25 protein-coding genes are annotated in these 25,027 nt (G+C 64.1%); 8 read left to right on the forward strand and 17 right to left on the reverse strand.

Annotated features, from left to right (window positions below; translation table 11 throughout):
- Positions 1–6 precede the first annotated feature (6 nt).
- The gene (locus ADADO0_RS08715; protein WP_511304730.1) at positions 7–1,080 is read right to left on the reverse strand and encodes a CobW family GTP-binding protein; all 1,074 of its coding nucleotides are present in this window, start codon (positions 1,078–1,080) and stop codon (positions 7–9) included.
- A gap of 2 nt (positions 1,081–1,082) precedes the next feature.
- Positions 1,083–2,330 (reverse strand): LVIVD repeat-containing protein, encoded by a 1,248-nt coding sequence (locus ADADO0_RS08720; RefSeq protein WP_511304731.1) that lies wholly within the window; start codon positions 2,328–2,330, stop codon positions 1,083–1,085.
- Between the two features lie 230 nt (positions 2,331–2,560).
- Between ADADO0_RS08720 and ADADO0_RS08725 the strand changes: the two genes are divergently transcribed.
- From ADADO0_RS08725 to ADADO0_RS08745, 5 genes are all read left to right on the forward strand, one after another.
- The gene (locus ADADO0_RS08725; protein ID WP_511304732.1) at positions 2,561–3,364 is read left to right on the forward strand and encodes an FCD domain-containing protein; all 804 of its coding nucleotides are present in this window, start codon (positions 2,561–2,563) and stop codon (positions 3,362–3,364) included.
- Between the two features lie 267 nt (positions 3,365–3,631).
- A complete protein-coding gene (locus ADADO0_RS08730; protein WP_511304733.1) occupies positions 3,632–4,663 on the forward strand; it encodes an ABC transporter substrate-binding protein in 1,032 nt (343 codons plus the stop codon).
- On the forward strand, positions 4,660–5,481 hold the full coding sequence (locus tag ADADO0_RS08735) for an ABC transporter ATP-binding protein (protein ID WP_511304734.1): 822 nt from the start codon (positions 4,660–4,662) through the stop codon (positions 5,479–5,481). The genes ADADO0_RS08730 and ADADO0_RS08735 overlap by 4 nt, the downstream gene beginning before the upstream one ends.
- Complete coding sequence (locus ADADO0_RS08740; protein ID WP_511304735.1) at positions 5,481–6,236, forward strand: ABC transporter permease; 756 nt, start codon at positions 5,481–5,483, stop codon at positions 6,234–6,236. Before ADADO0_RS08735 ends, ADADO0_RS08740 begins: the two co-directional genes overlap by 1 nt.
- Entirely contained in the window at positions 6,233–7,099 is an 867-nt protein-coding gene (locus tag ADADO0_RS08745; RefSeq protein WP_511304736.1) for an ABC transporter permease, read from the forward strand. Before ADADO0_RS08740 ends, ADADO0_RS08745 begins: the two co-directional genes overlap by 4 nt.
- A gap of 77 nt (positions 7,100–7,176) precedes the next feature.
- On the opposite strand, the gene ADADO0_RS08750 is transcribed toward ADADO0_RS08745, so the two are convergent.
- The 3 genes from ADADO0_RS08750 to ADADO0_RS08760 all read right to left on the reverse strand — a co-directional run bounded on the left by ADADO0_RS08750 (position 7,177) and on the right by ADADO0_RS08760 (position 10,362).
- Positions 7,177–7,941: an SDR family NAD(P)-dependent oxidoreductase gene (locus ADADO0_RS08750; RefSeq protein ID WP_511304737.1), complete on the reverse strand. Its 765-nt coding sequence runs from the start codon at positions 7,939–7,941 to the stop codon at positions 7,177–7,179.
- Between the two features lie 147 nt (positions 7,942–8,088).
- Complete coding sequence (gene hisD, locus ADADO0_RS08755) at positions 8,089–9,396, reverse strand: histidinol dehydrogenase (RefSeq protein ID WP_511304738.1); 1,308 nt, start codon at positions 9,394–9,396, stop codon at positions 8,089–8,091.
- A 15-nt stretch (positions 9,397–9,411) separates the two neighbouring features.
- Positions 9,412–10,362 carry a cyclase family protein gene (locus tag ADADO0_RS08760; RefSeq protein ID WP_511304739.1) on the reverse strand — a complete coding sequence of 317 codons (951 nt, stop codon included), beginning with the start codon at positions 10,360–10,362 and terminating at the stop codon, positions 9,412–9,414.
- A 190-nt stretch (positions 10,363–10,552) separates the two neighbouring features.
- Between ADADO0_RS08760 and ADADO0_RS08765 the strand changes: the two genes are divergently transcribed.
- Complete coding sequence (locus ADADO0_RS08765; protein WP_511304740.1) at positions 10,553–11,329, forward strand: TetR/AcrR family transcriptional regulator; 777 nt, start codon at positions 10,553–10,555, stop codon at positions 11,327–11,329.
- Between the two features lie 242 nt (positions 11,330–11,571).
- Here ADADO0_RS08765 and ADADO0_RS08770 read toward each other — a convergent pair whose 3' ends face one another.
- The 10 genes from ADADO0_RS08770 to ADADO0_RS08815 all read right to left on the reverse strand — a co-directional run bounded on the left by ADADO0_RS08770 (position 11,572) and on the right by ADADO0_RS08815 (position 21,480).
- Positions 11,572–11,979, reverse strand: coding sequence for a DUF1236 domain-containing protein (locus tag ADADO0_RS08770; RefSeq protein ID WP_511304741.1), 408 nt, complete (start codon positions 11,977–11,979; stop codon positions 11,572–11,574).
- A 146-nt stretch (positions 11,980–12,125) separates the two neighbouring features.
- Positions 12,126–12,548 (reverse strand): hypothetical protein, encoded by a 423-nt coding sequence (locus ADADO0_RS08775; RefSeq protein WP_511304742.1) that lies wholly within the window; start codon positions 12,546–12,548, stop codon positions 12,126–12,128.
- Positions 12,549–12,742: 194 nt separating this feature from the next.
- Complete coding sequence (gene maiA, locus ADADO0_RS08780) at positions 12,743–13,390, reverse strand: maleylacetoacetate isomerase (RefSeq protein ID WP_511304743.1); 648 nt, start codon at positions 13,388–13,390, stop codon at positions 12,743–12,745.
- A 192-nt stretch (positions 13,391–13,582) separates the two neighbouring features.
- Positions 13,583–14,632, reverse strand: a complete 1,050-nt coding sequence (locus ADADO0_RS08785; RefSeq protein WP_511304744.1) for an amidohydrolase family protein — start codon at positions 14,630–14,632, stop codon at positions 13,583–13,585.
- A gap of 54 nt (positions 14,633–14,686) precedes the next feature.
- Positions 14,687–15,403 (reverse strand): ABC transporter ATP-binding protein, encoded by a 717-nt coding sequence (locus tag ADADO0_RS08790; RefSeq protein ID WP_511304745.1) that lies wholly within the window; start codon positions 15,401–15,403, stop codon positions 14,687–14,689.
- Positions 15,393–16,136: an ABC transporter ATP-binding protein gene (locus ADADO0_RS08795; protein ID WP_511304746.1), complete on the reverse strand. Its 744-nt coding sequence runs from the start codon at positions 16,134–16,136 to the stop codon at positions 15,393–15,395. The genes ADADO0_RS08790 and ADADO0_RS08795 overlap by 11 nt, the downstream gene beginning before the upstream one ends.
- Positions 16,133–17,134, reverse strand: coding sequence for a branched-chain amino acid ABC transporter permease (locus ADADO0_RS08800; protein WP_511304747.1), 1,002 nt, complete (start codon positions 17,132–17,134; stop codon positions 16,133–16,135). Before ADADO0_RS08800 ends, ADADO0_RS08795 begins: the two co-directional genes overlap by 4 nt.
- The gene (locus ADADO0_RS08805) at positions 17,131–17,991 is read right to left on the reverse strand and encodes a branched-chain amino acid ABC transporter permease (protein WP_511304748.1); all 861 of its coding nucleotides are present in this window, start codon (positions 17,989–17,991) and stop codon (positions 17,131–17,133) included. The genes ADADO0_RS08800 and ADADO0_RS08805 overlap by 4 nt, the downstream gene beginning before the upstream one ends.
- Positions 17,992–18,257: 266 nt before the next feature.
- On the reverse strand, positions 18,258–19,517 hold the full coding sequence (locus ADADO0_RS08810) for an ABC transporter substrate-binding protein (protein ID WP_511304749.1): 1,260 nt from the start codon (positions 19,515–19,517) through the stop codon (positions 18,258–18,260).
- A gap of 166 nt (positions 19,518–19,683) precedes the next feature.
- Positions 19,684–21,480: a CocE/NonD family hydrolase gene (locus ADADO0_RS08815; protein ID WP_511304750.1), complete on the reverse strand. Its 1,797-nt coding sequence runs from the start codon at positions 21,478–21,480 to the stop codon at positions 19,684–19,686.
- A 138-nt stretch (positions 21,481–21,618) separates the two neighbouring features.
- Between ADADO0_RS08815 and ADADO0_RS08820 the strand changes: the two genes are divergently transcribed.
- The gene (locus tag ADADO0_RS08820) at positions 21,619–22,506 is read left to right on the forward strand and encodes an NAD(P)-dependent oxidoreductase (protein WP_511304751.1); all 888 of its coding nucleotides are present in this window, start codon (positions 21,619–21,621) and stop codon (positions 22,504–22,506) included.
- A gap of 30 nt (positions 22,507–22,536) precedes the next feature.
- The gene (locus tag ADADO0_RS08825; RefSeq protein ID WP_511304752.1) at positions 22,537–22,980 is read left to right on the forward strand and encodes a GlcG/HbpS family heme-binding protein; all 444 of its coding nucleotides are present in this window, start codon (positions 22,537–22,539) and stop codon (positions 22,978–22,980) included.
- Positions 22,981–23,035: 55 nt separating this feature from the next.
- Here the strand turns inward: ADADO0_RS08825 and ADADO0_RS08830 are convergent, their stop codons facing one another.
- Together ADADO0_RS08830 and ADADO0_RS08835 are read right to left on the reverse strand one after the other, a co-directional pair.
- Complete coding sequence (locus tag ADADO0_RS08830; protein ID WP_511304753.1) at positions 23,036–23,653, reverse strand: hypothetical protein; 618 nt, start codon at positions 23,651–23,653, stop codon at positions 23,036–23,038.
- Between the two features lie 94 nt (positions 23,654–23,747).
- Positions 23,748–24,971 (reverse strand): penicillin-binding protein activator, encoded by a 1,224-nt coding sequence (locus ADADO0_RS08835; protein ID WP_511304754.1) that lies wholly within the window; start codon positions 24,969–24,971, stop codon positions 23,748–23,750.
- Positions 24,972–25,027: the final 56 nt, after the last annotated feature.

The following is a 25,027-nucleotide window of genomic DNA, read 5'->3' on the forward strand; positions in this document are numbered from 1 at the left end:
GGAGGCTCAGACCTGGCCGTGACGCAGCAGCGCGCGCGGCACGGCCTCGTCCTTCGCCGCCAGCCCCAGCAATGCCAGAAACAGCGCCTCGACCGGCGCGCGCCTGAGGCCGCGGGTGATGAAAACCAGCCGCGTGCTCCGCTCCTCGGTGGGCCAGTTCATCAGTTCCTCCGGCTGGGCCAAGAGGTGCTGAACCGCATGCACCACAACCGGCCCGGAACAGCCCACCACGTTAACGAAACCCTTGACGCGCAACAGGTCTGCGCCCCGCAACGCGGCCAGCGCATCCATCGCCCGAGCGAACAGCGGCCACTCGAATGGCGCGTCGAAGGTGAGGGTGAAGGTCTCATATGCGGCATCGCCGGCCGCCGGGCGGGGCGCGCAGACGAAGGCGGACCGCTCGCGCTCGCCCCTTCCGAACAGGAAGGCCGGATCAGCCAGGACCTCCCGGGCATCGGCCTGAATGGCCTCGGGATTGAGCGCGGCAAGCCGCCCGCGCACCTCGTCCGCCATGGTGGTCGTGGCGATGTCGGTTTTCGACAGGATCAGCCGGTCCGCCAGAACCACCTGCTCGGTCCAGGTGCCGCCGGCGCTCTCTTCGGTGCCCAGAGCCAGCGCCGCATCCACCACCGTTACCAGCCCTTCGAGGGCGTAATGGGTGAAGACCGTTCGGTCGTTGGTGAAGCTTTGCAGGATCGGCCCCGGCTCGGAAACCCCTGATGTTTCAACCAAAACCCGCTCGAACGGCGGCACCGCTCCGGTCTCCTGCTCGGCCGCAAGATTGCGCAGCGCCCGGTGGAGATCGTTCTTGGCGGCGCAGCAGATGCAGCCGTTGCCGATCAGCGCCACCTCCTGCGAGGAGGTGCGCAGCAGCACATCGTCGATGCCGGCCTCGCCGAATTCATTGACGATCACGGCGGTCCGCGCCGCCCCCGGCTGAGCCAAAGCGGCGCGGATCAGCGTGGTCTTTCCTGCGCCCAGGAACCCCGTCACCACCGTGACGGGGACACGCCCAGCGCCCGGCCGACGCAGGCGACGGCCGAACTGGCCGGCGCCGAACAGAACGGCCGGATTGTTCATCCTCAGAAGTCCATTTCCAGGATGTAGAGGCCGCCGGTGTGGCGATCGACGGTATAGACGATGCCGCGCTCGTCCACGAACACGTCGTTGATCTGCACCGCGCCGACCGGCGACAGCTTGGGGGCGGGGGGTACGAAATGTGCGATTTCAACAGGTTGGTACGGATTGGAGATATCGTAAGCCCGCAGGCCACCGTTGAAGAAGGTACCGATGATGACCTGATCGGAGAACCAGGAGGTGGGCAGCGGCAGGTTCTCGTGAAGGTTATGAGCGCCGACGCGCCCGCCCCGGCCGACATAGGCATCGCGCTGCACTGGGGGGCAGGTGGAGATCGGGATTGGATTGGTCTCTTCGCGACCATCGAGAATCCAGATCATCTTCGGCCAGTCGGCCCCGTCGTCGAGCACGGATTCGTCCGTCACCACGATCAGGCCGCGATCGAACAGCGGCAGCACGGTGTGGGTGAAACCCCAATAGGGCGGGGAATTGTCCCAGCGCGAAATCGGCTTCGGGCGGCTCTTGTCCGAGATGTCCATGATGAACATGCCGGCGTCGAGATAGCCGAGATAGCAGCGGTCCGGGCGCTGGGGATAAACGTTGGTGTTATGGGCGCGGAAGCCGAAATCCTGATCCGGCGCGTGGCGCACGGGGGGCGCGTCGGTGTCGCCCTCGCGGGTGCCGGGCAGCCACCAGCGGCCGACTTCCTCAGGCTTGGACGGGTTCTTCACATCGATGATGCGGTAGAACTGGTCGTCCTTGGGGTTGCGCGCCGTAAAGTCCGGGGCGCCGGCCGCCATGTGCACATATTCGCCGTCACAGAACCAAAGCTGGTGGACGCCGCGCGAAGTCGGCCCCGAGCAATCCAGGAATGAGATCGAGCGCGGGTTTTCCGGCACCGAAATGTCAAATAGCTCCATGCCTGCGGGCTTCAGGCCGAACTTCTGGGTCTGGTAGGCCACAGCCATGATATCGCCGGTCACTTCCAGCGAATTCGAGCGCATGTGGGCCTGGGGCAGGTCGGTCTGCACCACCATGCGGGGGTTTTTGGGGTCGGTAACGTCGATGCCGGTGAAATTCTTTGGCGCGCTTTCATGCGCAAGCCAGAGGATACGGCGGCCATCCTTGGCGATCTGGATCGACATGCCTTCGCCCATGCCGCCAAAGCCGCCCATCTCGTGACGAGCGATGAGCTTGAAGTTACGGATGGCGCCCTGTTCTTCGGCCAGATTAGGTCCCTGGGTCGTCAGCATGCTCGATCCTATCTGTCGGGGTCTCTTCGGGACCGCCGGCGGGCTTGCGTTGCGTAAAATATCGGGCCGAGCCCGATCTCCCCGGAAGCGACTTCTCTCAAGTCGCGAGCGTTCTATCAAGAGTGGTTTGTACGAAATTTTTGACGGGGCCCTCGAAAAAGGTACATTCAGCGATAATGTGCCAATCTCGGCCGCGCTGATCAGGCGCGGCGATACCCTACGGAGCCTCCATGGAGCGCGCGAAAGGCAAGGCCCCAAGCGCCCGCAAAGCGCCCGCCCCCGTTATGGCTCTGGTCGAGCCGCCGATGGCGATGGACATGGACCTCAAGGCGGAAACCAAGGTGGATGCAAAGACCATCGGGGAAGGCGCCTACACCAAACTGCGCTCGGACCTGATCGCCGGCCGTATCGCACCGGGCACGCGGTTGCCGTTCCGCCAACTCAGCGCGCGCTACAAGGTGGGCATCGGCCCCCTGCGCGAAGCCTTGGTACGGCTCGCTTCCGAACAGCTCGTCGCTTTCGAGGGACAGCGCGGCTTCATGGCCGCGCCCTTGTCGCTGGGAGACCTGAAGGATCTCTGCGGGCTGCGCATAGACCTGTCATGCCGGGCGCTGCGCGAATCCATCGAGCGCGGCGGGGAGGATTGGGAGGACGAAATCCTGGTCGCCATGCACCGCCTGGAACGCAGTCCCCTGCCGACGTCCTTCGACGATGACGCCTCGATCGACGAATGGGAAAAGCGCCACGACCGTTTCCACACCAGCCTGATCGCCGCCTGCGGGTCGCGCTGGCTGCTGCATTTCTGCGCCACGCTTTCCGACCAGTTCCAGCGGTACCGCCGCTTCACGGTGCTGCGCATGGCACAATCCTATTCTCTGTTCGATGCGGTACGCAGCCAGCACCGCACCTTGGCCGAGGCGGCCCTGGAGCGGCGGGCGGATGATGCCGTCGCAATCCTCAAGACCCATTATGAGGGCAGTCTCGTCAATGTGACGGAGCAGATGGAAAGCTTCGCCAATCGCAAGCGCGCGTAAGGGTTTTATGAATCCTGCCTGAGGATGGCCGACAGGTTTTGGAGCAAGCTAATGATCGATCGCTTATTAATGCGGTTGACAGCGGAAATTCAGAACACGAAGATAATCACAGAACACTGAGCATAATTTCTAACATCCTGCAGAGCGCAAACGCCAGACGCTCTCAAGACCTAAGATCGACGAACCGGCTGAAGCGGCGTCGCCTCCGGTTCGCCCACGCGTATTCGACCGCCGGTCCACGGCGGCGAACCCTAAAGGGAGGACACCATGAGGACGTTTCTCGGGCGATTGGCTCGCCTTGGTCTCATCGTTTCAGGATTGGTCGCGGCAAGCTCCGCCTTCGCGGAACCGGTGAAGATCCGCATCGGCTGGTCCACCATGCCCGGGCACATGATCCCGGTGCTCTATTCCAATCCCTCGATCCTGAAGCATTACGGCAAGACCTATGTGGTCGAGCCCATTCTGTTCCGCGGCTCCACCCCGCAGATCACCGCCATGGCGGCCGGCGAGATCGACATGGCGGCTTTCTCGGCCACCGCCCTCGCGCTGGCAGCGACAAACGCCGGTCTCGACGTCAAGGTGGTCGCGGATATCATCCAGGATGGCGTGGACGGCTCCCATTCCGACTCCATCCTTGTGAAGGCGGATTCGCCCATCAAGACCGTCGAGGACCTCAAGGGCAAGCGCATCGCCACCAACGCCATCGGCTCCGCCTCCGACACCGGCATGCGGGTGATGCTGCTGAACAAGGGCCTGGTCGATAAGCGGGACTACACCTCCATCGAAGTGGCGTTCCCGAACATCCCCGCCATGATCGAGGAAGGCAAAGTGGACGCCGGCCCCGTGCTCCAGCCGATGTATGGGCAGCTCATCAAGAGCGGCAAGTTCCGCAAGATATTCTCGGTCTCGGACGCTGTAGGCCCCTCCGAACTGGTGTTCCTGGCGGCGCGCAACGACTTCATCCAGAAGAACAAGCAGGCGGTTCTGGATTTCTTCGAGGACCATGTCACCGCCATGCGCTGGTTCATGGACCCGAAGAACAAGCAGGCCGGCAGCGAGATCATCGGCAAGTTCATGAAGCAGCCGCCGGAGAACTTCGGCTACATGTTCACCAAGGAGGATTATTTCCGTGATCCCTACCTGGTGCCCAATGTTGCGAACATCCAGACCATGGTGGACGCCTCGGTAAAGGCCGGCGCGCTGCCCGCAGCTTTCGCGGTGGCCCCCAAATATGTCGACCTGACGTTCATCGAGGAAGCCAAGAAGCGGGTTCAGGCGAACGAGGGCAAGAGCCAATGAGCGCATCCCCGCGCGCAACCGTCCCGGCGGCGGAGGGCATCGAAATCCGCGATGTCGTCCACCAATATGGCGGTCGCAATGGCCAGGGCGGCGTGACCGCCCTGGACCATATCAACCTGCATATCCGCGACAACGAGTTCCACTGCCTGCTGGGCCCATCGGGCTGCGGCAAGAGCACGTTGCTCTACCTCATCGGCGGCTTCATTCCGGTGCAGCACGGCGTCATCGAGACCGCGCGCGGCAAGGTCACAGGACCCTCCCCCGAGCGGGGCATCGTGTTCCAGAACTTCGCCCTGTTTCCCTGGAAGACGGTGCTCCAGAACACGCTCTATGGCCTCGAAAAGCTCGGCCTGCCGAAGAAGGAACGGCTCGAGAAGGCCAAGCACTTCATCGATCTCGTGCATCTCACGGGCTTCGAGAACGCCTATCCCTCCCAGCTCTCCGGCGGCATGCAGCAGCGCGCCGCCATCGCCCGCACCTTAGCGGTGGACCCCGAAATCCTGCTCATGGATGAGCCGTTCGGCGCGCTCGACGCGCAGACCCGGCGCGTAATGCAGGAAGAATTGCGCTCGATCTTCGAGCGCACCCGCAAGACCGTGGTGTTCGTTACCCACGACGTGCACGAGGCGGTATTCCTCGCCGATCGCATCTCGATCATGAGCGCGCGGCCGGGCCGCATCCAGCATGTGCTCGACGTCGCCATCGACCGCTCCGGCGGCGAGGAAGTGATGAAGCGGCCGGAGTTCGTCGAGATCGGCGAGCACATCTGGGGCCTCGTGCGCGACCAGGCCGTGGCGGCGACGCGGGGAGCCCACTGATGGGCAGCGTCCTCAACACGATCTGGCGCTATACGCCGCTGCTGATCTGCCTTGCCATATGGGAGCTGCTGGCGACCACCGGGCCGCTCGCCAATCAGCTTCTGCCCGACGTGAAGGCGGTGGCGTCCGCCCTTTGGGAGCTGATCAAGGACGGCGAGATCATCCAGCACGGCGCCCGTTCACTGTATCGCGCGACACTGGGCTTCGCACTCGCCGTGACCATCGGCTCGGCCGCCGGCCTGCTCATGGCAAGCTTCCGGCCGGTGCGGCTGCTGGTGAACCCCATCGTCCAGATCTTCTATCCCATGCCGAAATCGGCGTTGATCCCTGTCATGATGATCTGGTTCGGCCTTGGCGATATGTCCAAGATCGTTCTGATCTTCATCGGCTGCCTGCTTCCGGTGATCATCTCGTCCTACAATGGCGCACGCGGCGTGAACCCGTTCCTCCTCTGGTCGGCCCGCAGCCTTGGCGCCTCCGCCGCCTCGACGCTGGTGCAGATCACCCTGCCCGCCGCCATGCCGGAAATCCTGAACGGCATCCGCACCGCGCTGGCTTTTGCCTTCATCCTCATGGTGTCGTCGGAGTTCGTCATCGCCAAGGACGGCTTCGGCTATCTCATCAGCCAACTCGGCGACGGCGGCGCCTATGCCTCCATGTTCGCGGTCATTCTGGTGGTCGCCGCCGTGGGCTTTACCGCCGACCGCCTCTATGGGGCGTTCGTGCGCTATCAACTGCGCTGGAGGGAGCCATGAACCGGACCGTCTCGCCCCCTATGCCCGCGCCGGCAACCACGGGCCATACCGCACCCAATCCCGGCTCGCCGCTGGCCACCGCATGGCGCGCCGTCTATCGCCGGCTGACCGGCGACACGATGATCCAGTTTCTGGTCATCGCCGTGCTGCTGATCGCCTGGGAGACGGTGACGCGGATGGGCCTGGTCCATCCCTTCCTGCTGCCGCGCTTCTCCGCCATCGTCGAGCGCATCTTCAATAACGTCGTGGCCGGCAAGGTCTTTGCCGACCTCGGCCTGACGCTCTACCGCGCCGGTGCCGGCTTCATCATCGGCGTCGCCGTCGCCATTCCGCTCGGGGTGCTGATGGCGCGGAACGCGACGGTGCGGTGGTTCTTCGATCCGCTGATCTCCATTGGCTTTCCCATGCCGAAGATCTCGTTTTTGCCGATCTTCATCCTGTGGTTCGGCATCTTCGACACGTCCAAGATCGTGATGATCTCGTTTTCCTGCTTCTTCCCCGTGGTGTCCGCCACCTATGCCGGCACGCTTGGGGTGGACAAATGGGTGATCTGGTCGGCCCGCTCCTTCGGCGCAACCGAGAACCAGGTGCTGCGGGAAGTCGTCCTCCCAATGGCTTTGCCGCAGATCATGACCGGCATCCAGATCGCCGTCCCGGTCGGACTGATCACCACGGTGGTGACGGAAATGCTGATGGGCGGGCCGGGCATCGGCGGCAGCATGATGGCGGCCGGGCGGTTCGCGGATTCCGTCGGCGTATTCGCAGGGATCGTGGAAATCGCGCTGCTCGGGGCCGTGGTGGTCAAGGGTGTGGAACGCCTGCGCGCCTATCTGCTCTCTTGGCACACCGAGGCGCGCCACTGAAACGCCCGCACTGAATGACGGCAAACAAAAACCCCCAGGGCAGCACCCCGGGGGTTTTCTTTTGGTAATGCGCGCGTCTATTCGGCCGTCCAGCCGCCATCCACCACGAGGGATGATCCGGTCATCAGCGCGGACGCATCGCCCGCCAGGAAGACGATGGCGCCCATCAAATCCTCCACTTCGCCGATGCGGCCGAGCTTGATCATGGAGAGCACGCTGTTGCGGAATTTCTCGTCCTCGAAGAATGGCCGGGTCATGGGTGTCTGCACGAACGTTGGCGCCAGGGTGTTCACCCGTACTTTATGGGGCGCTAGCTCGATGGCCATGGCCTTGGAGAAGCCCTCCATCGCCCATTTCGAGGCGCAATAGATCGAGCGCCGGGCGCTGCCCACATGCCCCATCTGCGAGGAAATGTGGATGATGGACCCACCCTTGCCGGCCTTCACCATGCCACGCGCCACAGTCTGTGCGACGAAATAGGCGGCACGCACATTGATGCCCATGACGGCGTCGAAATCCTCGATCTTCACATCAAGGAACGCGCTCGGGCGGTTGGTGCCGGCATTGTTCACCAGGATGTCGAACGGCTCGGTGGCATCGAGCACCTCGCTCATGCGCGGCAGGTCGGTGACATCGAGCGAAAGCGCCCCGGCCTTCCCGCCTTCGGCGCGCAGCGCGGCGGAAGCGGCTTCCACTTCATCCAGCGTGCGGGCAGCCAGCGTCACATGGGCGCCCGCCTGGGCGAGCGCGGCAGCCGCCGCAAGGCCGATGCCCCGACCCGCGCCCGTGACGAGGGCGCGCTTGCCGGAAAGGTTGAAGCTTGGCGTCTTCGGCAGATCCATGCCGCTCTCCTTTTCTTTGATCTTTGGCGTCGTGCCGCGCGTGATCTGAGAGGGTGCGGGCATAACGGCGACGGTGGATTTGAAAAAGAAAAAGGGGCTCGCGCAAGCACGAGCCCCAGTCAGGTCACCCCGGAGGAAGCGGGATGCTCATTCTGCCGCCGTGGCGTAGGGGATGTTCCGCCCCCCGTAGCGCCGCACGCGGATGTTGGCCTGTTCAGCGTGGCCGGCGAAGCCTTCGAGCATGCACAGGCGCGAGCAATATTCGCCGATCATGGCCGAGGCCGCGTCGGTAAGCACGCGCTGGTAGGTGCAGGTTTTCAGGAACTTGCCCACCCACAAACCGCCGGTGTAGCGCGCCGACTTCAGCGTCGGCAGCGTGTGGTTGGTGCCGATCACCTTGTCGCCGAACGACACATTGGTGCGCGGGCCGAGGAACAGCGCACCGTAATTGGTCATGTTGTTGAGGAAATAGTCGGGATCGCGCGTCATCACCTGGACATGCTCGGAGGCGATGCGGTCTGCTTCCAGAACCATCTCCTCATAGCTGTCGCAGACGATCACCTCGCCATAATCCTCCCACGCCTTGCGGGCGATCTCGGCGGTGGGGAGAATGGTGAGCAGCCGCTCGATCTCGGCCATGGTCTCGCGCGCCAGCTTCTGCGAATTGGTGAGAAGGATGGCGGGGGAGTTGGGGCCATGCTCGGCTTGGCCGAGCAGATCGGTGGCGCAGAGTTCGCCATCGACACTCTCGTCGGCGATCACCAGAGTTTCGGTGGGGCCGGCGAACAGATCGATGCCGACACGCCCGTAAAGCTGGCGCTTGGCTTCCGCCACGAAGGCGTTGCCGGGGCCGACGAGCATATCCACCGCTTCGATGGACTGCGTGCCGATCGCCATGGCGCCGACTGCCTGGATGCCGCCCAGGCAATAGATCACGTCGGCGCCGGCAAGGTGCTGCGCGGCGACAATGGCGGGCGCCGGCTGGCCGTGGAACGGCGGGGCGCAGGTGATGATGCGCTTTACCCCCGCCACCTTGGCGGTGATGACCGACATATGAGCCGAGGCGAGCAACGGATACTTGCCGCCCGGCACGTAGCAGCCGACGGAATTGACTGGGATATTCTTGTGCCCAAGAACAATGCCCGGCAGCGTCTCCACCTCGATGTCCTTCATCGAGTCGCGCTGGTGCTGCGCGAAGTTGCGCACCTGGCTCTGCGCGAACCGAATATCCTCCAGGTCGCGCTTGGTGAGCTGGGCAAGGCAGGCTTCGATTTCCTGCTCGGTGAGGCGGTAATCCTCCCGGTCCCAGCCGTCGAACTTGATCGAAAGTTCGCGCACGGCGGCATCGCCCCGCGCCTCGATGTCGGCAAGTATGCCTTCCACCGTGGCGCGGACCTTCGCCTGGTCCTCGGCGCGCGCTGCGGCGTCTCGGCCGCGCTTCAGAAACTCAGCCATTGGCATGTCCTCCGGCTACTTGATGGCCTGCGGATTGATGGGCGAACCGGCAGCGCCGGGCAGGTGCAGCGGCGGAGCGGTGAAGAAGAATTCGTAGACCTTGTCCGCGTCGCAGTCCTCGGCCAGTTCCTTCAGGTAGAAGATCTCGCCCATGGAGATGCCGATGGCGGGGATGACGACCCAGTGCCAGGGCTGGTTGGCCTCATCGGTCTCGTTCGGGCGGACTTCGCAGCCCCAGGTGTCGGAGCAGATGGCGGCGATGTCGGTCTCGCGAATCCAGTAAGCGGTCTCGAACGCGAAGCCCGGCGCATTGCCCCCAGCGTATCCGCTCCAATCGCCCTTGGCGAGGCAGCGTTCCTGGTGGCCGGTCCGGACGATGACGAAGTCGCCCTTGCGGATCTCCACCTGCTGCGCGGCTGCTGTGTCCTTCAGGTCGGCAATGGTGATGCCGTAGCCGTCGTCGAGTGAGGCGACGCCCTTGAAGCGGGCGACATCCAGCAGGACGCCGCGTCCCACCATCTTGTCGCGCACATGCTCGATGCCGAGCTTCTTGGCACCCTTCACGTCCACGAGCTTGGCGTCGTAGCCGTTGTACATCTTGTCATCGAGGAAGATGTGGCACAGCGCATCCCACTGGGTGGACGACTGGCACGGCATGTTGATGGCATCGTCCGCATAGCGCAGGAAAGGCGCGGGCGTATCCTGGACGCCGGCGACCGCATCGGTGCCGGTGGCGAGCATGGTGTGGATCGGGTTCCAGCGGCCGCCGAACAGGCCGGACTGGATCGGCTCCTTCAGCGAGAGGCCGAGCGCGAACGCCTTGCCCTTCTTGATGAGCTTCCCAGCGTTGACCACATCCTCGGGAGAAACGTTGTTGAGCGTGCCGATTTGATCGTCGGCGCCCCAGCGGCCCCAGTTGGAGAGTTTCTCCGCAGCTTCATAGATTGCGGCGCGGTTCACTTTCATTGGGCGTCTCCCGATTTTGTTATCGATCGATAAATACAACATGGGGAAATGGGCGCAAGGGGGCTTACGTGCGGTGCAAAATGCCTGCTGCCCTGCAACATCGAAAGCTGCGCCAACGCAAACATTGGTGTCGCCGGGGGCTGTATGGTCGCTTATGAGTTGCAGGATGGGTCAAGACGCGAGGGCACGAATGAGCGGCACGGCGGATAGCCGGAAAGCTTCGACACCGGCGTCGGGGAAGGCAGCAGCCAAGGTCTCGGTTCCGGCCAAGGTCGCCGCTCCGACCAAGGTGTCGCCTGCGAAATCCGCACCCAGCAAGGCGCCGCCGAAGCGCCGGCTCGCGGCGGTGGACCGGCGGCGGGAGATCCTGGCGAAATCCATCGAATACTTCGCGCGGGTGGGCTTCGACGGCGGAACCCGCGATCTGGCGCGCCATCTCGGCACCACCCAGCCTTTGCTCTACCGCTATTTCCCCAACAAGGAAGCTCTGATCCAAGAGATCTACAAGGCGGTCTATCTCGACCAGTGGCGCCCCGGCTGGGACACCCTACTCAGCGACACCACGCGCCCGCTGCGAGCCCGGCTCCAGATCTTCTATGAGGAATATACCGACACCATTCTCAACCCTCAGTGGATGCGCATCTACTTCTTCGCCGGCTTGAAGGGCGTGAGCATCAACGAGCGTTATCTCGCGCTGGTGGAGGAGCGCATCCTGGCGCGAATCATCCGGGAATTTAAGCGGGAGGTCGGCATCGAGCCGGCGGACGCAATCGATCCGCGCGACCTGGAAATCACCTGGGAACTCCAGGGCGGCATCTTTTATTACGGCGTGCGCCGCTATGTTTACCGCACACCGGTCCATCTCTCGAAAGCCGACATGATTACCCAGGCGCTGGACGTCTTCTTCGCCGGCTACAAGGCCGTGCTGGAGAAGCGGGCGGGGGAAAGGACCACGCCCTCCAGCTGACGAAACCGGGAAGACGGTGCTGGTTTTGAATCTGTTTCTCGCTCGAAACGATTCTTCTTTGTTCCGAACGTTATAACTGCGCCCTGGGGCGAGGTGGCCCTACGTGCCCAGGGGCGGGGGGCACAGGGCGAGGCAAGTCTTTAGGACCGAAAAACGCCCGCTCCAGTCTCCCGGAGCGAGCGTGTCTTTCAATCTCAGACATTTCAGCCGCGCCCGAGGGGCGGGGCGGCTATTTCAGAGGGTCACTGAATGACCTGCACGATTCGGCCGGTCTGCGGGTCGACCAGAACAGTACGGTCGTTCACGACCGTGTAGCGGTAGTTGGTCTGGCCATATTCGGCGGGCACTTCATAATAGGTCACGCCCTGCCGGGGGAGCTGCGCGCCGACCACGACGGGCTCGGAATAAGAGTAGGACGGACGGCGCTGCTCGACCACATAGGTCTGGAATCGGGGGCTCTGGTCGCCGACGATGGCGCCCACGACAGCACCACCCACGCCGCCAACCACGGCACCTACAGGACCGCCAACCAGCGCGCCACCGATCACCCCGGTGGTGGCGCCTGCGGCAGCACCGCTCTGTGCATTCTGGGCGAGCGCCATACCGGGAACTGCGATAATCGCGGCAGCGAGGACAAGCTTCTTAAACATGGACATGGTTCTCCTGGCCCGTGAGCTTGAGAGAGAAGTCTCGAAGCCGCACAATAGCGGAAGAACAACTTGAGCGTTGATATGTTCCCGAATTGAATGCTTGTAGAAGTGTCGGAGCGCTCGGCGTACCACAGGCGATGTACGGATCAAGTGTCCCGCGAGGCGCCCGGCGGCCTCTGTTCATGCTGGTAGGACGTACGGAAACCGTCGGGCGGGGCATTGGTGTGGAGCATAAAACCCCAGGCAGCGATCGCACCTAGCCAGAGAACCGCGAGATAGACCGCCCAGCGGAAAGCCGAAGCACGGCCTTTTGCCTTGAGGTAGGCGTCGAAGCCGCCGGCGACCAAAAAGCTGAACGACCACAGAATGCCCGCGCCGACCAGCACCGGCCAAAGCCACGGTCCCTTGGCCTCCCAGATCGGCGGATAAAACAGCCTGAGGATCGGGGACGCCGCGAGATAGGGGATGAAGGAGAGGTAGCCCAGCGACAGGACGCTGAGCCCGGCGGCGGCGAGGAACGCCAGAACCGAGCCTCGCAGGGACCAAATATGGCTGAGAATTGCCTTCACGCCATTGCCTTCATATCGCAGAGAAGCCCCGACCCCACCGTCGCGGACTGTTGCCTTATGCCTTCTCCCGCCTCCCGGGATGGGGCCACGCGATTATGCAGCGATCCCTTTCAGGGAGGCAGAGGCAGCGCCCGAGGGATCTGTGAGCGGCATGCGGCATTCGGAAACGCACGGCGTGTCCAAGGCGTCCGGAGCTATTTCGGCGCGCCTGCCTGCTTCAGGGCGTGGGCGGTGGAAAATTCCGGCCGGGCAAAGCAATGATCCGCCAGCGCCTTGAAATGAGGGGTGGCGGAGAGATCGAGCCCGAACATCTGTGCGCTCATGGCGTGGCCGGCGATGCAGATATCGGCAATGCCGGGGGTGGCCCCAAGGGCGAACGGGGCCGGAGGACGGCGCGAGAGCAGGCGCTCATAGGTGCCCAGGCCTTTGCCGATCCAATGACCGACCCAGGCCTTGATCGCCTCTTCATCTGCCCCGAACGTTTCGGCCAAATGCTTGCGGATGCGCGGCACCATTAGGGGATGCGTGTCCGCGACCGTCACCTGCGCCAGCGCACGGGCATAGGCGCGATCGCGAGGATCACGCGGCATCAGCGCCGGCTCGGGGTAGGTCTCGTCGATATATTCCAGGATGGCGAGGGACTGGAACAGGATATGCCCGTCCTCCTCGACCAGCGCCGGCACCGCATGGGCGGCGTTGATGGTGTCGAAGTCGGCGGTGAACTGGTTGCCGTGGAGAATATCGACCGACATCTCCTCATAGGGCAAACCCTTGAGGTTCAGCGCGACCCGCACCCGGAACGAGGCGATGGAGCGCCAGAAACCGTACATGCGAAGCGTCATGGCGCTCTCCCGATCGTGGATGCTCGATCTGCGTGGTGGCTCCCTCTCCCCGCTTGCGGGGGAGGGCTAGGGAGCGGGCGGGAGACTTCACACAAGCTCTCCACCCACATTTCTCGCCATTTCCCCCTCCCTGACCCTCCCCCGCAAGCGGGAGAGGGAACGCAGTGATTTCAGGGGGATTGGGGCAGTGCCTCAGAGGCCGAGCAGCGTCTTGGCGTTGCCGCCGCAGATTTTCGCCTTGGTGGCGTCGTCCAGCGCGGTTTCCATGACGTGACCGACCGGGTCGCTGTCCGCCATGTCGTAGGGATAGTCGGTTCCCATCACCACATGGTCGGGTCCCATCAGGCGCACGAGAGCTTCGAGCTGCTCGGTCGAGAACACCACCGTGTCGAGATACATGCGCTTCAGGTAGGTGGTCGGCGCGTGCGGGATCTTCTTCACGTCGGACCGTGCGTTCCAAGCGTGGTCCATGCGCGCGGAATAGGCGCCCACGAAGCCGCCGCCGTGCACGCCGATGATCTTCAGGTTGGGATGGCGCTCCATCACGCCGTCGAAGATTAGATAGTGAATGGCGAGGGTGGTCTCGAACGGATTGCCGATGATGTTGTTGAAATAGAAGCGCGACAGGCGCTGCGCCTCGGTGAAGCCGTTGGGGTGAAGCAACACCACCGCGCCCAGTTCTTCCGCCTTGGCCCAGAACGGGGCGAACTCAGGGTCGGAAATCTCCTTGCCGTGCACGTTGGTGAGGATCTGCACACCCTTGTGGCCGGTCTTCATCACGTATTCCAGCTCCTCGGCGGCCATGTGGCCATCCTGGAGCGGCACGGTACCGAGGCTGACGAAGCGATCGGGACGACCCGCTACATATTCCGCGAGCCCGTCATTCACCACCCGCGCCGCCTTGCCGGCGATATCGGCGCGCACCGTTGTGTAGCACTGGGGAGGCGGGCACATGATGAGCTGCTTGTCGATGCCGGCGGCATCGAGATCCGCAAGGCGCTCGTCATACTGGATCATGCGCGAGGTGCGGTCCTGATCCTGCTTCTGGTTCAGCGCCTTGGTTTCCGGGCTGCCGAAACGCGCCAGCGGGATGGTCGAAATGTCGAGATGGCCTTCCACGATCTTGTTCGCGGCGGGCACCGCCACATGCGAGTGGATGTCGAAGGTCAGGCTCGTGGGCCGCGTCGTGGTGCCGTGGCGGCGCGCACCCGAGGGACCGTAGGTGTTCCAAATATCGCTCATGGGAGACTTCCTGAAGAGTGGCACCGGGGAAATCGTCCCCCCGGAGCGTTGAAATCAAAAGACGCCGAGGTGTTGGGAAATGAGCTGCTGATCGGCGGCGGCTTCGGACGCCGGGCCAGAAAACACCACCTGCCCGGTATTGATGATGACGATGTCGTCCGCAAGGTTCAGGGTCATCTTGATATTCTGTTCCACCAGAATGATCGAGAGCCCTTCCGCCTTCAGCATGGCGATGATGCGGCCGACATCGGCGACGATCTGCGGGGCGAGGCCCTCGGAGGGCTCGTCCATCAGCAGCACGCGCGGATTGCCCATCAGCCCACGGCCGATGGCGAGCATCTGCTGCTCGCCGCCGGAGAGGGAGCCCGCGAACTGGCTCTGCCGCTCCTTGAGGCGCGGGAAGATCTCAAACACGCGGGAGAGCGACCAGGCGTCGGATTTTCCGTTGTGGCGCTGGGCGGCCACCTGGAGGTTTTCCTTCACCGTGAGCGAGCGGAAGACGCGCCGCCCCTGTGGCACCAGGCACACGCCCTTGCGGGCGATATTCTCCGGACCAAGGCCGCTGATCTTCTCGCCGCCGAGGGAGATCGAGCCGCCCTTCGGTGAGAGAAAGCCCATGATGGTGCTCATGCAGGTGGTCTTGCCCGCGCCGTTGCGGCCGAGCAGTCCCAGCAGGCGCCCCTCCCTCAGGGAGAAATCGATGCCGTGCAGAACATGGCTGTCCCCGTAATAAGCGTGCACGCCCGCAAGCTGGAGGATCTCATTCGCCAAGGTAGATCTCCCGTGTGCGCGGATCGTTGACCACATCGGCGCGGGTGCCCTCGACGATCACCTGCCCGAAGTGCAGCACGGTGATCTTCTCGGCGAAAGCAAGCGCCACATCCATGTCGTGCTCGATCATGACGATGGTCACATCCCTGGGGATGGTGGTGAGCAGCGCGCTCACCGCGCTGCGCTCTTCCGGGGAGAGGCCGGCGAGCGGTTCGTCCAGCAGCAGCAACTTCGGCTTCTGCGCCAGCGCCATGGCAAGTTCCAGCCGACGGCGCTCGCCGTAGGATGTTTCCGACACCAGCCGGTGCCCGCTGGTGCCGAGGCCCACCTGCTCCAGAGCCGCCTGTGCCAGATCGAACAGCTCACTACGCCCGTTGAGCGTGCGCCAGAAATCCCACCGCTCGACCCTCAGCCCAAGCAGCGACAGGACTACGTTGTGCAGCAGCGTGTCCTGAGGAAACAGGGTGAGGATCTGGTAGGTGCGCGCGAGCCCCTTGGCGACGCGATCCTTGGTCTTCAGTTTCAGCAATTCCTCGCCGAACAGCCGGATCGAGCCGCCGTCCGGTTTCAGATCGCCGGTGATCTGGTTGAACAGCGTGGTCTTGCCCGCGCCGTTCGGACCGATGATGAGGCGCCGTTCGCCCGGTGCGACACGCATGGTGACGTCCCGGGTGACGACGAGCCCGCCGAACCGCTTCGACAGGCCGGTGATTTCAAGGGCGTCCGCGCTCATGACGCATGCTCCTTCGTCGGGGTCGCGGAAGCGGCAGGCGTTGGCGTCGTGCCGGCCGGCGGCTTCGCTCTTTGCGTCCGCTCCCAGAGCTTCCGGAAGCCCGGCACGAGACCGGTGGGCATGAACACCACAGCGAGGACGAAGATCAGCCCCAGCAGAGCATTCCAGCGCTCGACGTAGGTCGAGGCTACGTTCTTCACCAGCGTAACGATGATCGCACCAACCATCGGCCCGGTGAGGGTGGAGGCCCCGCCGAGAATGGTCATCAGCAGCACCTCGGCGGACTGCTGTAGGGACACCGCATAGGGGCTGACGAACTTCTGGTAGTAGACAAACAGCAGGCCCGCCACACCAGCCCAGAAGCCGGACATGATGAATGCGGCCCAGCGGATCATCCACACATTATGGCCGAGCATGCGCATGCGCTTCGGCTGGTCCTTAGTCCCGCGCAGACCGGCTCCGAACGGTGAGTTCACAACGCGCCAGATGAAATACACCGACACGGCGAACACGATCAGCGAGAAATAATAGAAACTCGTTGCACTGTTGATGGAGATCCCGAGCGGCTCCGGCCGAACGGGGAAGCGCATGCCGTTGTCACCCTGCGTCAGGCCGACCCAGCGATAGGCGACACCCCAGACGATCTGCCCGAGAGCGAGCGTGATCATCAGGAAGGACAGACCGCTCGCCCGCAGTGCCAGCACGCCGAACACGGCGGCCGAGAGGGTCGCGACCACCAGTGCGCCAATAGCTGAGGACAGTTGGTCCCAACCGGCGATGGTGTGAAGCCAGGTGACGGCATAGGCGGCAATGCCGAAATAGGCCGCGTGGCCGAGCGAGGTCATGCCGCCATAGCCGACGATGAGGTTCAGACTCACCGCAAACAGGGCATAGCAGAGGATCTGACTCGACAGATTGATGAAGAAGTCGGTGAACGCAAACGGTAGGGCCGCCAGCAGAGCCAGCGCGATGATTGTGGCGATGCCGAAGCGGCTCATTGGCGTGACCCCGCAAATAGACCCTCGGGCATCACGACCAGCACGATCACCATGGGCAGGAAGAGGATGACGTAGGCGAAGTCGGGGAACAGCGCGGTGCCGAAATTATAGATGAAGCCCACCGCGAAGCTGCCGACGAAGGCACCCATCAGGCTTCCAACGCCGCCGAGGATCACCACCACCAGAGCCAGCGGCAGCATGTCGGCATCGAGCCCCGGATAGGCCTGCATGATCGGCCCGCCGATGGTGCCGCCGAGGCCCGCGAGGGCCGCACCCAGCATGAACACCAGCATGAACAGGAAGGACACCCGGATGCCGACGCCGCGCGCCATCTCCATGTCGTCGACGCCGGCGCGGATCATCGCGCCGAGGCGCGTGCGCTCCATCAGCATATACAGCAGCACCGCAGCCACCACCGCGACGGCCAGCACCACGAGGCGATAGGTCGGGAAGGCGTAGCCGATGAAGAAAATCGGCGGCCGCAGCCATGCGGGTGCGGGCACCGGCACGGGGTCTCCGGTCCACACCATGAGGCAGACATCGGCGATGATGAAGGAGACGCCCAGAGTCACCAGGACCTGGCCCTGCGAATTGCCGGCGAGCTTCCGCAGCAGGCCGCGCTCCAGGATGACGCCGAGCACACCCACGGCGAGACCGCTCATGAGCGCCGCGATCCAGAAGTTCACGCCCCAGTTCATGAAGGTCGCGCCGAAATAGGCGCCCAGCATGAAGAAGGCGCCATGGGCGAGGTTTGGCATCCGCATCAGGCCGAAAATCAGCGAGAAGCCGGACGACAAAAGGAACAGCAGACCGCCGAAGGCGATGCTGTTGAGGGTCTGGATCAGCCAGAACTGCATTCTGGTCTCCCTCCGGTGGGTTGAATGACGGCGCGCTCCGACACGGCGGGCTCGCTTCGATTTTCACTTATGTCCGCCCGAACACAGCGCCTGCCGGGCTCGGATCACCACGCCGAAGCCGGAACACCGGCGTCGGGACGGGGAATGTCAGGCCGAGGGCGCGGCTTGTGCGCCGCGCGTCACGAACCCGATCGTCCCCCTCCACACCCTCCCCCGCAAGCGGGAGAGGGTGTGGAGGGCAGCTTTGCTGCGACGGCTGAACGGCCTCAGTTTTCCAGATTCTTCGCGGGCGGCACGTCGCGCGCGTAGACCGGGCTCTTGAGGAAGTCCTCGGGCTTGTAGTTCCAGAACTGGCTGACGTTCTCGTAGGTCTTGATGACCGCGTTCACGAGGCGCCCATCCTGCTTCTCAACGCGGCGGATATAGACGTTGCCGATGACGTTGCCGTACTTGTCGAACGACACCGGGCCGCGGCAGGTGTCTTCCACCTTGTTGTTGCGCAGCGCGTCCATCAAGGCCTGCTTGTCGTCCTTGCCGCCTGTGGTCTTGAGGGCGGCTTCGAGAACGGCGGCGGCAACATAGGTGGCTGCGCCGTAGTAACCCGGCTCGATCTTGTAGTCACGCACCATGCCGGCGACGAACTTCTTATTGGACGGGTTGTTCAGCGTCGCCGAATAATAGTTCACCGACAGAAGGCCGATGGCATCGTCGCCCATCTGCTGGAGCAGGGCTTCGTCGAACGCCGTCATGCCACCGAGCAACGGAATCTTGCCCTTGAGCCCGTATTCGTTGAACTGGAGGAAGAAGCGGAAGCCGTTCGAGCCCGCGAAGGCTGCGAACATGCCGTCCACCTTGGTGTTGATCTGGGCGATGTAGGTTCCGTAGTCCGGCACGGCCAGCGGCGGCCACAGCTTCTGGACAACCTTGCCGCCTTCTTCCTCGAACACCCGCTGGAAGCCCGAATTCTGCTCGTGGCCATAGGCGATGTCGTCGGCGATGGTGGAGGCGCGCTTGAACTTGAGGTCCTTCGCCGCATAGTCGCCCATCACATGGCTGCACTGCGAGGAGGTGGAGGTACAGCGCACGAACCACGGGTTGGCGCGGCGCTGGGTCATGTCGTCGGCGGCCGCCACCGAAATGGTGGGCGTCTTGGTCTCGCGAATATAATCGTCGAGCGCCAGCGCTTCCTGGGTCGAGAGCGGCCCGATCATCGCCGAGATGCCGTTGCGCTCGATCAGTTCCTGCATCTTGGTGCGGGCGACGGCGGGCGCGCCGCCGGTATCCACAGTGATGAGTTCCACCGGCACGCCGGCGAGCACGTTGTTGCGCTCCTTCAGGTACAGGTTCAGCGCCTGCTCCATCTGGATGCCGCCCGAGGCGAGCGGGCCGGTCTTCACGGTCATGAAGCCGATGCGCACCGGCTTCGCCTGGGCGCGGACGGCGGGGGCGCCGAGTGCGACAGCGCCGACACCAGCGCCGACACCGATGCCAATTCCTTTGAGAACGCTTCTGCGATCCACGGTCATCATTGTCTCCTTGGTTTCCTCGAACGCGGGCGGGATGTTCCCGCTTCTTTTCAGCTTTCCGGCGGAGCAACCCGCCGGTCCTGGCCGGCACCGTATTGGCGTACGGGGCCGGCGCTGTTTTTAGATCCGGCGGCGCAGGCGCGATCGGACCCCAAACCCTATCTGATCACTTGGAAGGGATGATGGGCAACAGGACGTAAGATTCGCGATCAGGCGAGAAATGCAACGTCGTGGTGCCGCCGAACACTTCCGGCGGGCGATCCAGCGGGTCGTTGTGCAGGAACGGGCCGCAGCCGGTCAGCTCGTTCTTGAAGTTGGAGAGCTTGCCGCCCGATCCGCCCGGCCACTCATAGTCCTTGCCCCGGACGCTCAGCGCGAACCGGTGGCCCTTGGGGATGACAATGGAGGTCGGCCAGATCTCGATATCGAGTTCGACCACTTCTCCCGGGGTCAGAGGCTGCTTCTCATCATGGGTATGATAAGGCCGATAAGGTTCTGAAAGCTTGGTGTCGAGCTTGCGGTGCGAGGCGCGCAGCCAGCCCTGGGCCACCGGCGTGTTGGGATCGATGGCGCCCTGGAAGGTCACTTCCTTCAGGTCTGGCGTAAACACGCGCAGCACCAGGAACAGATCGGCATCCACTGTCGAGGAAGAGACGAAGATTTTCGCGGCGATCGGCCCGGTGATCTCGGTTTCCTCGGCCACCGGAGCGGAGAGGAAGGTCAGCCCCTCGCCCATCGCCTCAAACGACCTCTCCGAGACGTTCTGCACCGGTTCGGTGTCCAGTCGTCCGTTGCGAGGGTGCAGTTGGAACTTGGTCCACTGGGTGCGGGCGAGCGGCCATTCGTGCTCCTCCCGCTCGACGAATTTTTCGCCGGGATGACGCACCTGGAGCAGCACGCGGGGCTGCTTGTCCCAGCCATTGTCATCGCCCTTCAGGAAGTGGTCAAAGAATCGCAGCTGAAGCTCGCGGCCATAATCCGTGTAGAAATGCGTCCAGTGCTCGATGCCGTGGACTTCGAGCCACTTGTTCTTAGAGGCCGCGCGCACGAAGGCTTCAAAATTGCCGCGCGGGTGGAGGCCCTGCCCGCCCCAGTTGGCGGCGGAGAGGAACGGCACATCGATGTCGTCCCACACCGGCGAGCGGTCCTTGTGGTAGTCGTCGTCGAGCGCGTGGGAGCGGATGTCGGCGCCGAAATCGATACGGTTGGCGGCAAGCGCCTCTTCGCTCAGCAGCTCAGGTCCGCACACCAGCTGGCCATGGGCCTTGCTGCGGCGGCCGGCCTCGCCGATGCCGTACTGCACGGTCTTGACCTGCATGTCGTACCAATTGGCCCAGAACGTCGACAAGATGCCGCCGTGATGGGTCATGTCGCGGTACCAGTCGGCCGAGCCTTCCCAGATGCACATGGCCGCGAGATGCGGCGGCTTGTGCTTGGCGACGTGCCACTGGTTGGAGCCGAAATAGGAGATGCCGTTGAGCCCGACCTTGCCGTTGCTCCAGGGCTGGACCGCAGCCCATTCGATGCTGTCGTAGAAATCCTTCTGCTCGCGCGGGCCGAAGGGATCGACGAAGCCCGGCGAGGTGCCACACCCGCGGCTGTCGACGCGCACGCAGGCATAGCCGTGCGGCACCCACTTCTCGGGGTCAACCACTTCCCAGGCCTGGTAGAGATTGGAGGAGCCGGCGGTCACATCCGGGTGCTTCGTAGCCATGCGATCCCAGGCCGAGGGGTAGCCCTCCTGGAATGACAGACCCTTGGCATAGGGGCCGTAGGTAAGCAGGACAGGATAACGCCCCTCTTCCATCGGCAAGAATACGTCGGCACGCACCACGAGCCCGTCATCCATGGTGATCGGCACATCCCAGAGGATGCGCATTCCGGAGCGGGTTTCGGTGAACGAAGGGTAAGGCTGCTTAGCCTTGAGGCTACCTTCCCCACGGGGTGCTTCAATCGTGCCCATTTTATCTCCTCCCACGCCTTTTGTTTCTTGTTCTTGGCTGATGATTGTGCGCTATCTTTCGGGTCATGCTAGTGATCGGTTGATAATTAGCAAGCCAAAAACGCACGATCAGCGCGAAGAAACAGGGAGGGCGGTTCCATGAAGATCGGCTTTGCAGGAATGGGGCGCATGGGCGCGGCGATGGCGCTGCACCTGCTTGAGCTTGGCCATGACGTCACCGTGTGGAACCGCAGCACGGACAAGTTGCAGCCCCTCGTGGATGCCGGTGCGAAGACCGCCCCGACCCCGGCTGCGCTTGTTCCGGAAAACGAAGTTCTCATCTCCAGCCTGCTCGACGGCGATGCGCTGCGCGCGGTCTATGAAGGCGACGGCGGCTTCCTCATCACCGACCTGAAGGATCGGCTGGTGATTGAAATGAGCACCGTTCTGCCGAAGGAAGAAGTGGCGTTGGCAGAGAAGATTCGCGCCGCCGGCGCCGCCTTCATCGAATGCCCGGTGGGCGGCACGACCGGACCCGCCCGCACCGGAAAACTGCTCGGCTTGGTCGGCGGTGAGAAGGCGGATTTCGAGCGCGCCAAGCCGCTGCTCGATCAACTCTGCCGGCGCGTCGAGCATGTCGGCCCGGTGGGTGCCGGCACAAGCATGAAGCTCGCCATCAACCTGCCGCTGCTGGTCTATTATCAGGCACTGGGCGAAGCCTACACCCTGTGCGGCGACCTCGGCCTCGATCCGCGCTGGCTGGTGGATTTCTTCTCCGACACTTCGGGCGGCATGAATGTGCTGAAGATGCGCGCGGACCCCATCGCTACCTCGCTTGCGGGCGGCGACACCGGCCCGGCCGCCTTCTCCGTGGACGGCATCCGCAAGGATCTGCGCACCATGATCGCCGAAGCGCGCGAGCGCGGCACCGATCTGCCCGTGACGGCGGCCACGCTTGCCGTCTATGACGAAGCGGCGGGCCAAGGCCTTGGCGAGAAGGACGGCTCCATGCTTGTCGGCTATTGGCCGAACAAGTCAAAAGGCTGATCTGCCCATCCCAATCCAAAGGAGAGTGTCTTGAGCGTTTCCCTAGCAAAAGCCGATGAGATTGTCGCCGCCGCCCTGGCCAAGGGGCGCGAGTTGGGCTTCGAGCCGCTGACCGTCGCGGTGCTGGATGCCGGCGGGCATCTGGTAGCGCTGAAGCGCGAGGACCGTTCGGGAATCCTGCGGCCGGAGATCGCCATCGGCAAGGCGTGGGGCGCCCTCGGCATGGGCTTCGGGTCCCGCGAGCTGCACAACCGCGCGCAGAAGGCGCCGCACTTCCTGAATGCCCTGGCGGCGGCGAGCGGCGGCCGCGTGGTACCGGTTCCGGCCGGCGTCCTGATCCTCGACGGCGGCGATATCATCGGCGCCGTCGGTATCTCGGGCGATACGTCCGACAATGATGAAATCTGCTGCATCGCCGGCATCACGGCGGCCGGCTACGTGGCCCAGCATGATCTGCTCCCGCCCGAGGCGTGAGCTTACAAAAAACCCCACCCCTGTCTGCGCGGGGGTGGGGTTTCTTTTTGTGCGATCACCAGCCGGCGCGGCAGACGCGCTCGACCCAGTAGGGGCTCCACCAGCACTTCAGGAAGGTGCCGGTCGCCTCGATCGGCCGATACACCACCGGCGCGGTGACGAGGGCAACCGGGCCGCCGCTGGAGGGGATGTCACCGTCAAGCAGGCTGGCGTTGAAGCTCAGCGTCGTGCCGTTCTGCGTCACGCTGCCAATCTCGACGATCACCTGGGTCGGGTTCTGGCCGAGAATGGTCAGGGCTGCATTCGGCGGATCGTTCTTGAACACCTGGACGGTCGGGTTCCACAGCTTCACGAACTGCTCGGTGTTCATCGAGCCGCCGATCCGCTCGGGACGGTCCACCCGGAAGCTGGTGACGGGCGGAACGCCGGTCAGCGTCAGCGTCTTCCCATCGAACGTCATGCCTGAAGCCTGAAGTGTCAGGATCATCTCGATGGGACGGGCAATCTGCACCTCGGGGCGGGCAGGTGTGCCAGCCTGGGTCATGCGCGGCTGCACCGGCGCCGTGACGGCGGGCGCTGCGGGGGCGGCCGGCGCCGCCGGAGGGGTCTGCGCGAGGGCGGCGAAACCGGAAGCGGCCAGGATGAGGCCGGCCAGAGGTGCAATCAGTCTCATGGACCCGTGTTCCCTAGTATGAGGCGTGGTGCGCGGGGCACCTATAGCCGATCCTGAACGCAAGCCAACCGTGCCGTCGCGGCACGCCTGGATATTACCCGCCGGTGAAACTGCGCGGCGAGGGTGAGACCACCTGCGCGGCACCGCCGCGAATTTCCATCACCGCCAGCCCACGCTCATTGGTGCCGTCCGAGCGGAAGCGGAACACCCCGTCCACGCCGTTGAAGCCGGAAGGATTGGTCAGCGCCGCCTCTGTGAGGCCGTCCGGCCCCTGGGTGCGCACGATGGTTGCCACCAGCGAAACAGCGTCATAGGCGAGAGTCGCGGTGCGCACCGGATCGGTGTTGTAGCGCGCGCGGTACCGCTGGGAGAAACCGCGCCAGCCGGCGGCATCCGGACCGGCAAACTGCGCGCCGTCCATCTGCGCATCGCCGAACAGGCGCGTATCGTCCCATAGCCCGGTTCCGAGCGGGCGGACCTTCTTCAGGTCGACGCCGGCGGCGGCGAGTTGCTGCACCACGCCCGGCACATTGTCCGCCGTGTCGGGAATGAACACGGCATCGGCCTGCCCCGCCACATTGGCAACCCGCTGCACGGCGGCCTGAAGGCGCGCCCTGTCCGTGGTGAAGCGTTCGATACCCATGACACGCGCGCCAGCCGACGCCGCCGCCTGCTGGAACGCCGCCTCGGCGACCGAGCCGTAGGCATTCTCGGGGATCAGGGCGACGAACGAGCGCCGGTTCTGCGCGACATTGAAATTGACGACGCGCGAGACGTCGGTCTGCGGCAGGAAGCTCAGCAGATAGACGCCCTGGGACGCAACGTTCGAATCGGTCGAAAACGCAATCACGGGAATGCCGCGCGGCTTCGCCACCTGGGCCACCGCACCCACCGAATGAGAGAACAGCGGCCCGAGGATGATCCGCGCGCCCTCGTTCACCGCCGCATCCGCTGCGGCGCGGGCGCCCTGGGAGGTGCCGCCGTCGTCCTTGACCACCAGCGTGACCGGCGCCTGCCCAAGTTCAGACAGGGCAAGCTCGGCGGCATTGCGCAGCGACAGGCCGACCGCCCCGGCATTGCCCTGCGCGCCCAATGGCAGGATAAGCGCCACCACCGGCCCGCTGGTCAGCGGCTGCGCGGCGGGCGCCATGGGTGCGCCGGATTGGGGTGCGGCATCGCGGCCATAGTCGCCACCGGCGCAAGCGGCGAGCGTTGAAAGAAATGCGGAAAGCCCGGCGAACTTCGCAGCGCCGGTGACGATCTCGCGGCGCGTCGCGCCCGTGTGGATTGCCCGTGCCCTTGGCGCGTCCTCGTCCACCCGCTTCTCCCTGTGGCTACCGCAGCCTTGGCTCCACGCATATCGTCTCGAAGACG

This window comes from Aquabacter sp., assembly GCF_965279295.1.
Taxonomy (GTDB): domain Bacteria; phylum Pseudomonadota; class Alphaproteobacteria; order Rhizobiales; family Xanthobacteraceae; genus Aquabacter.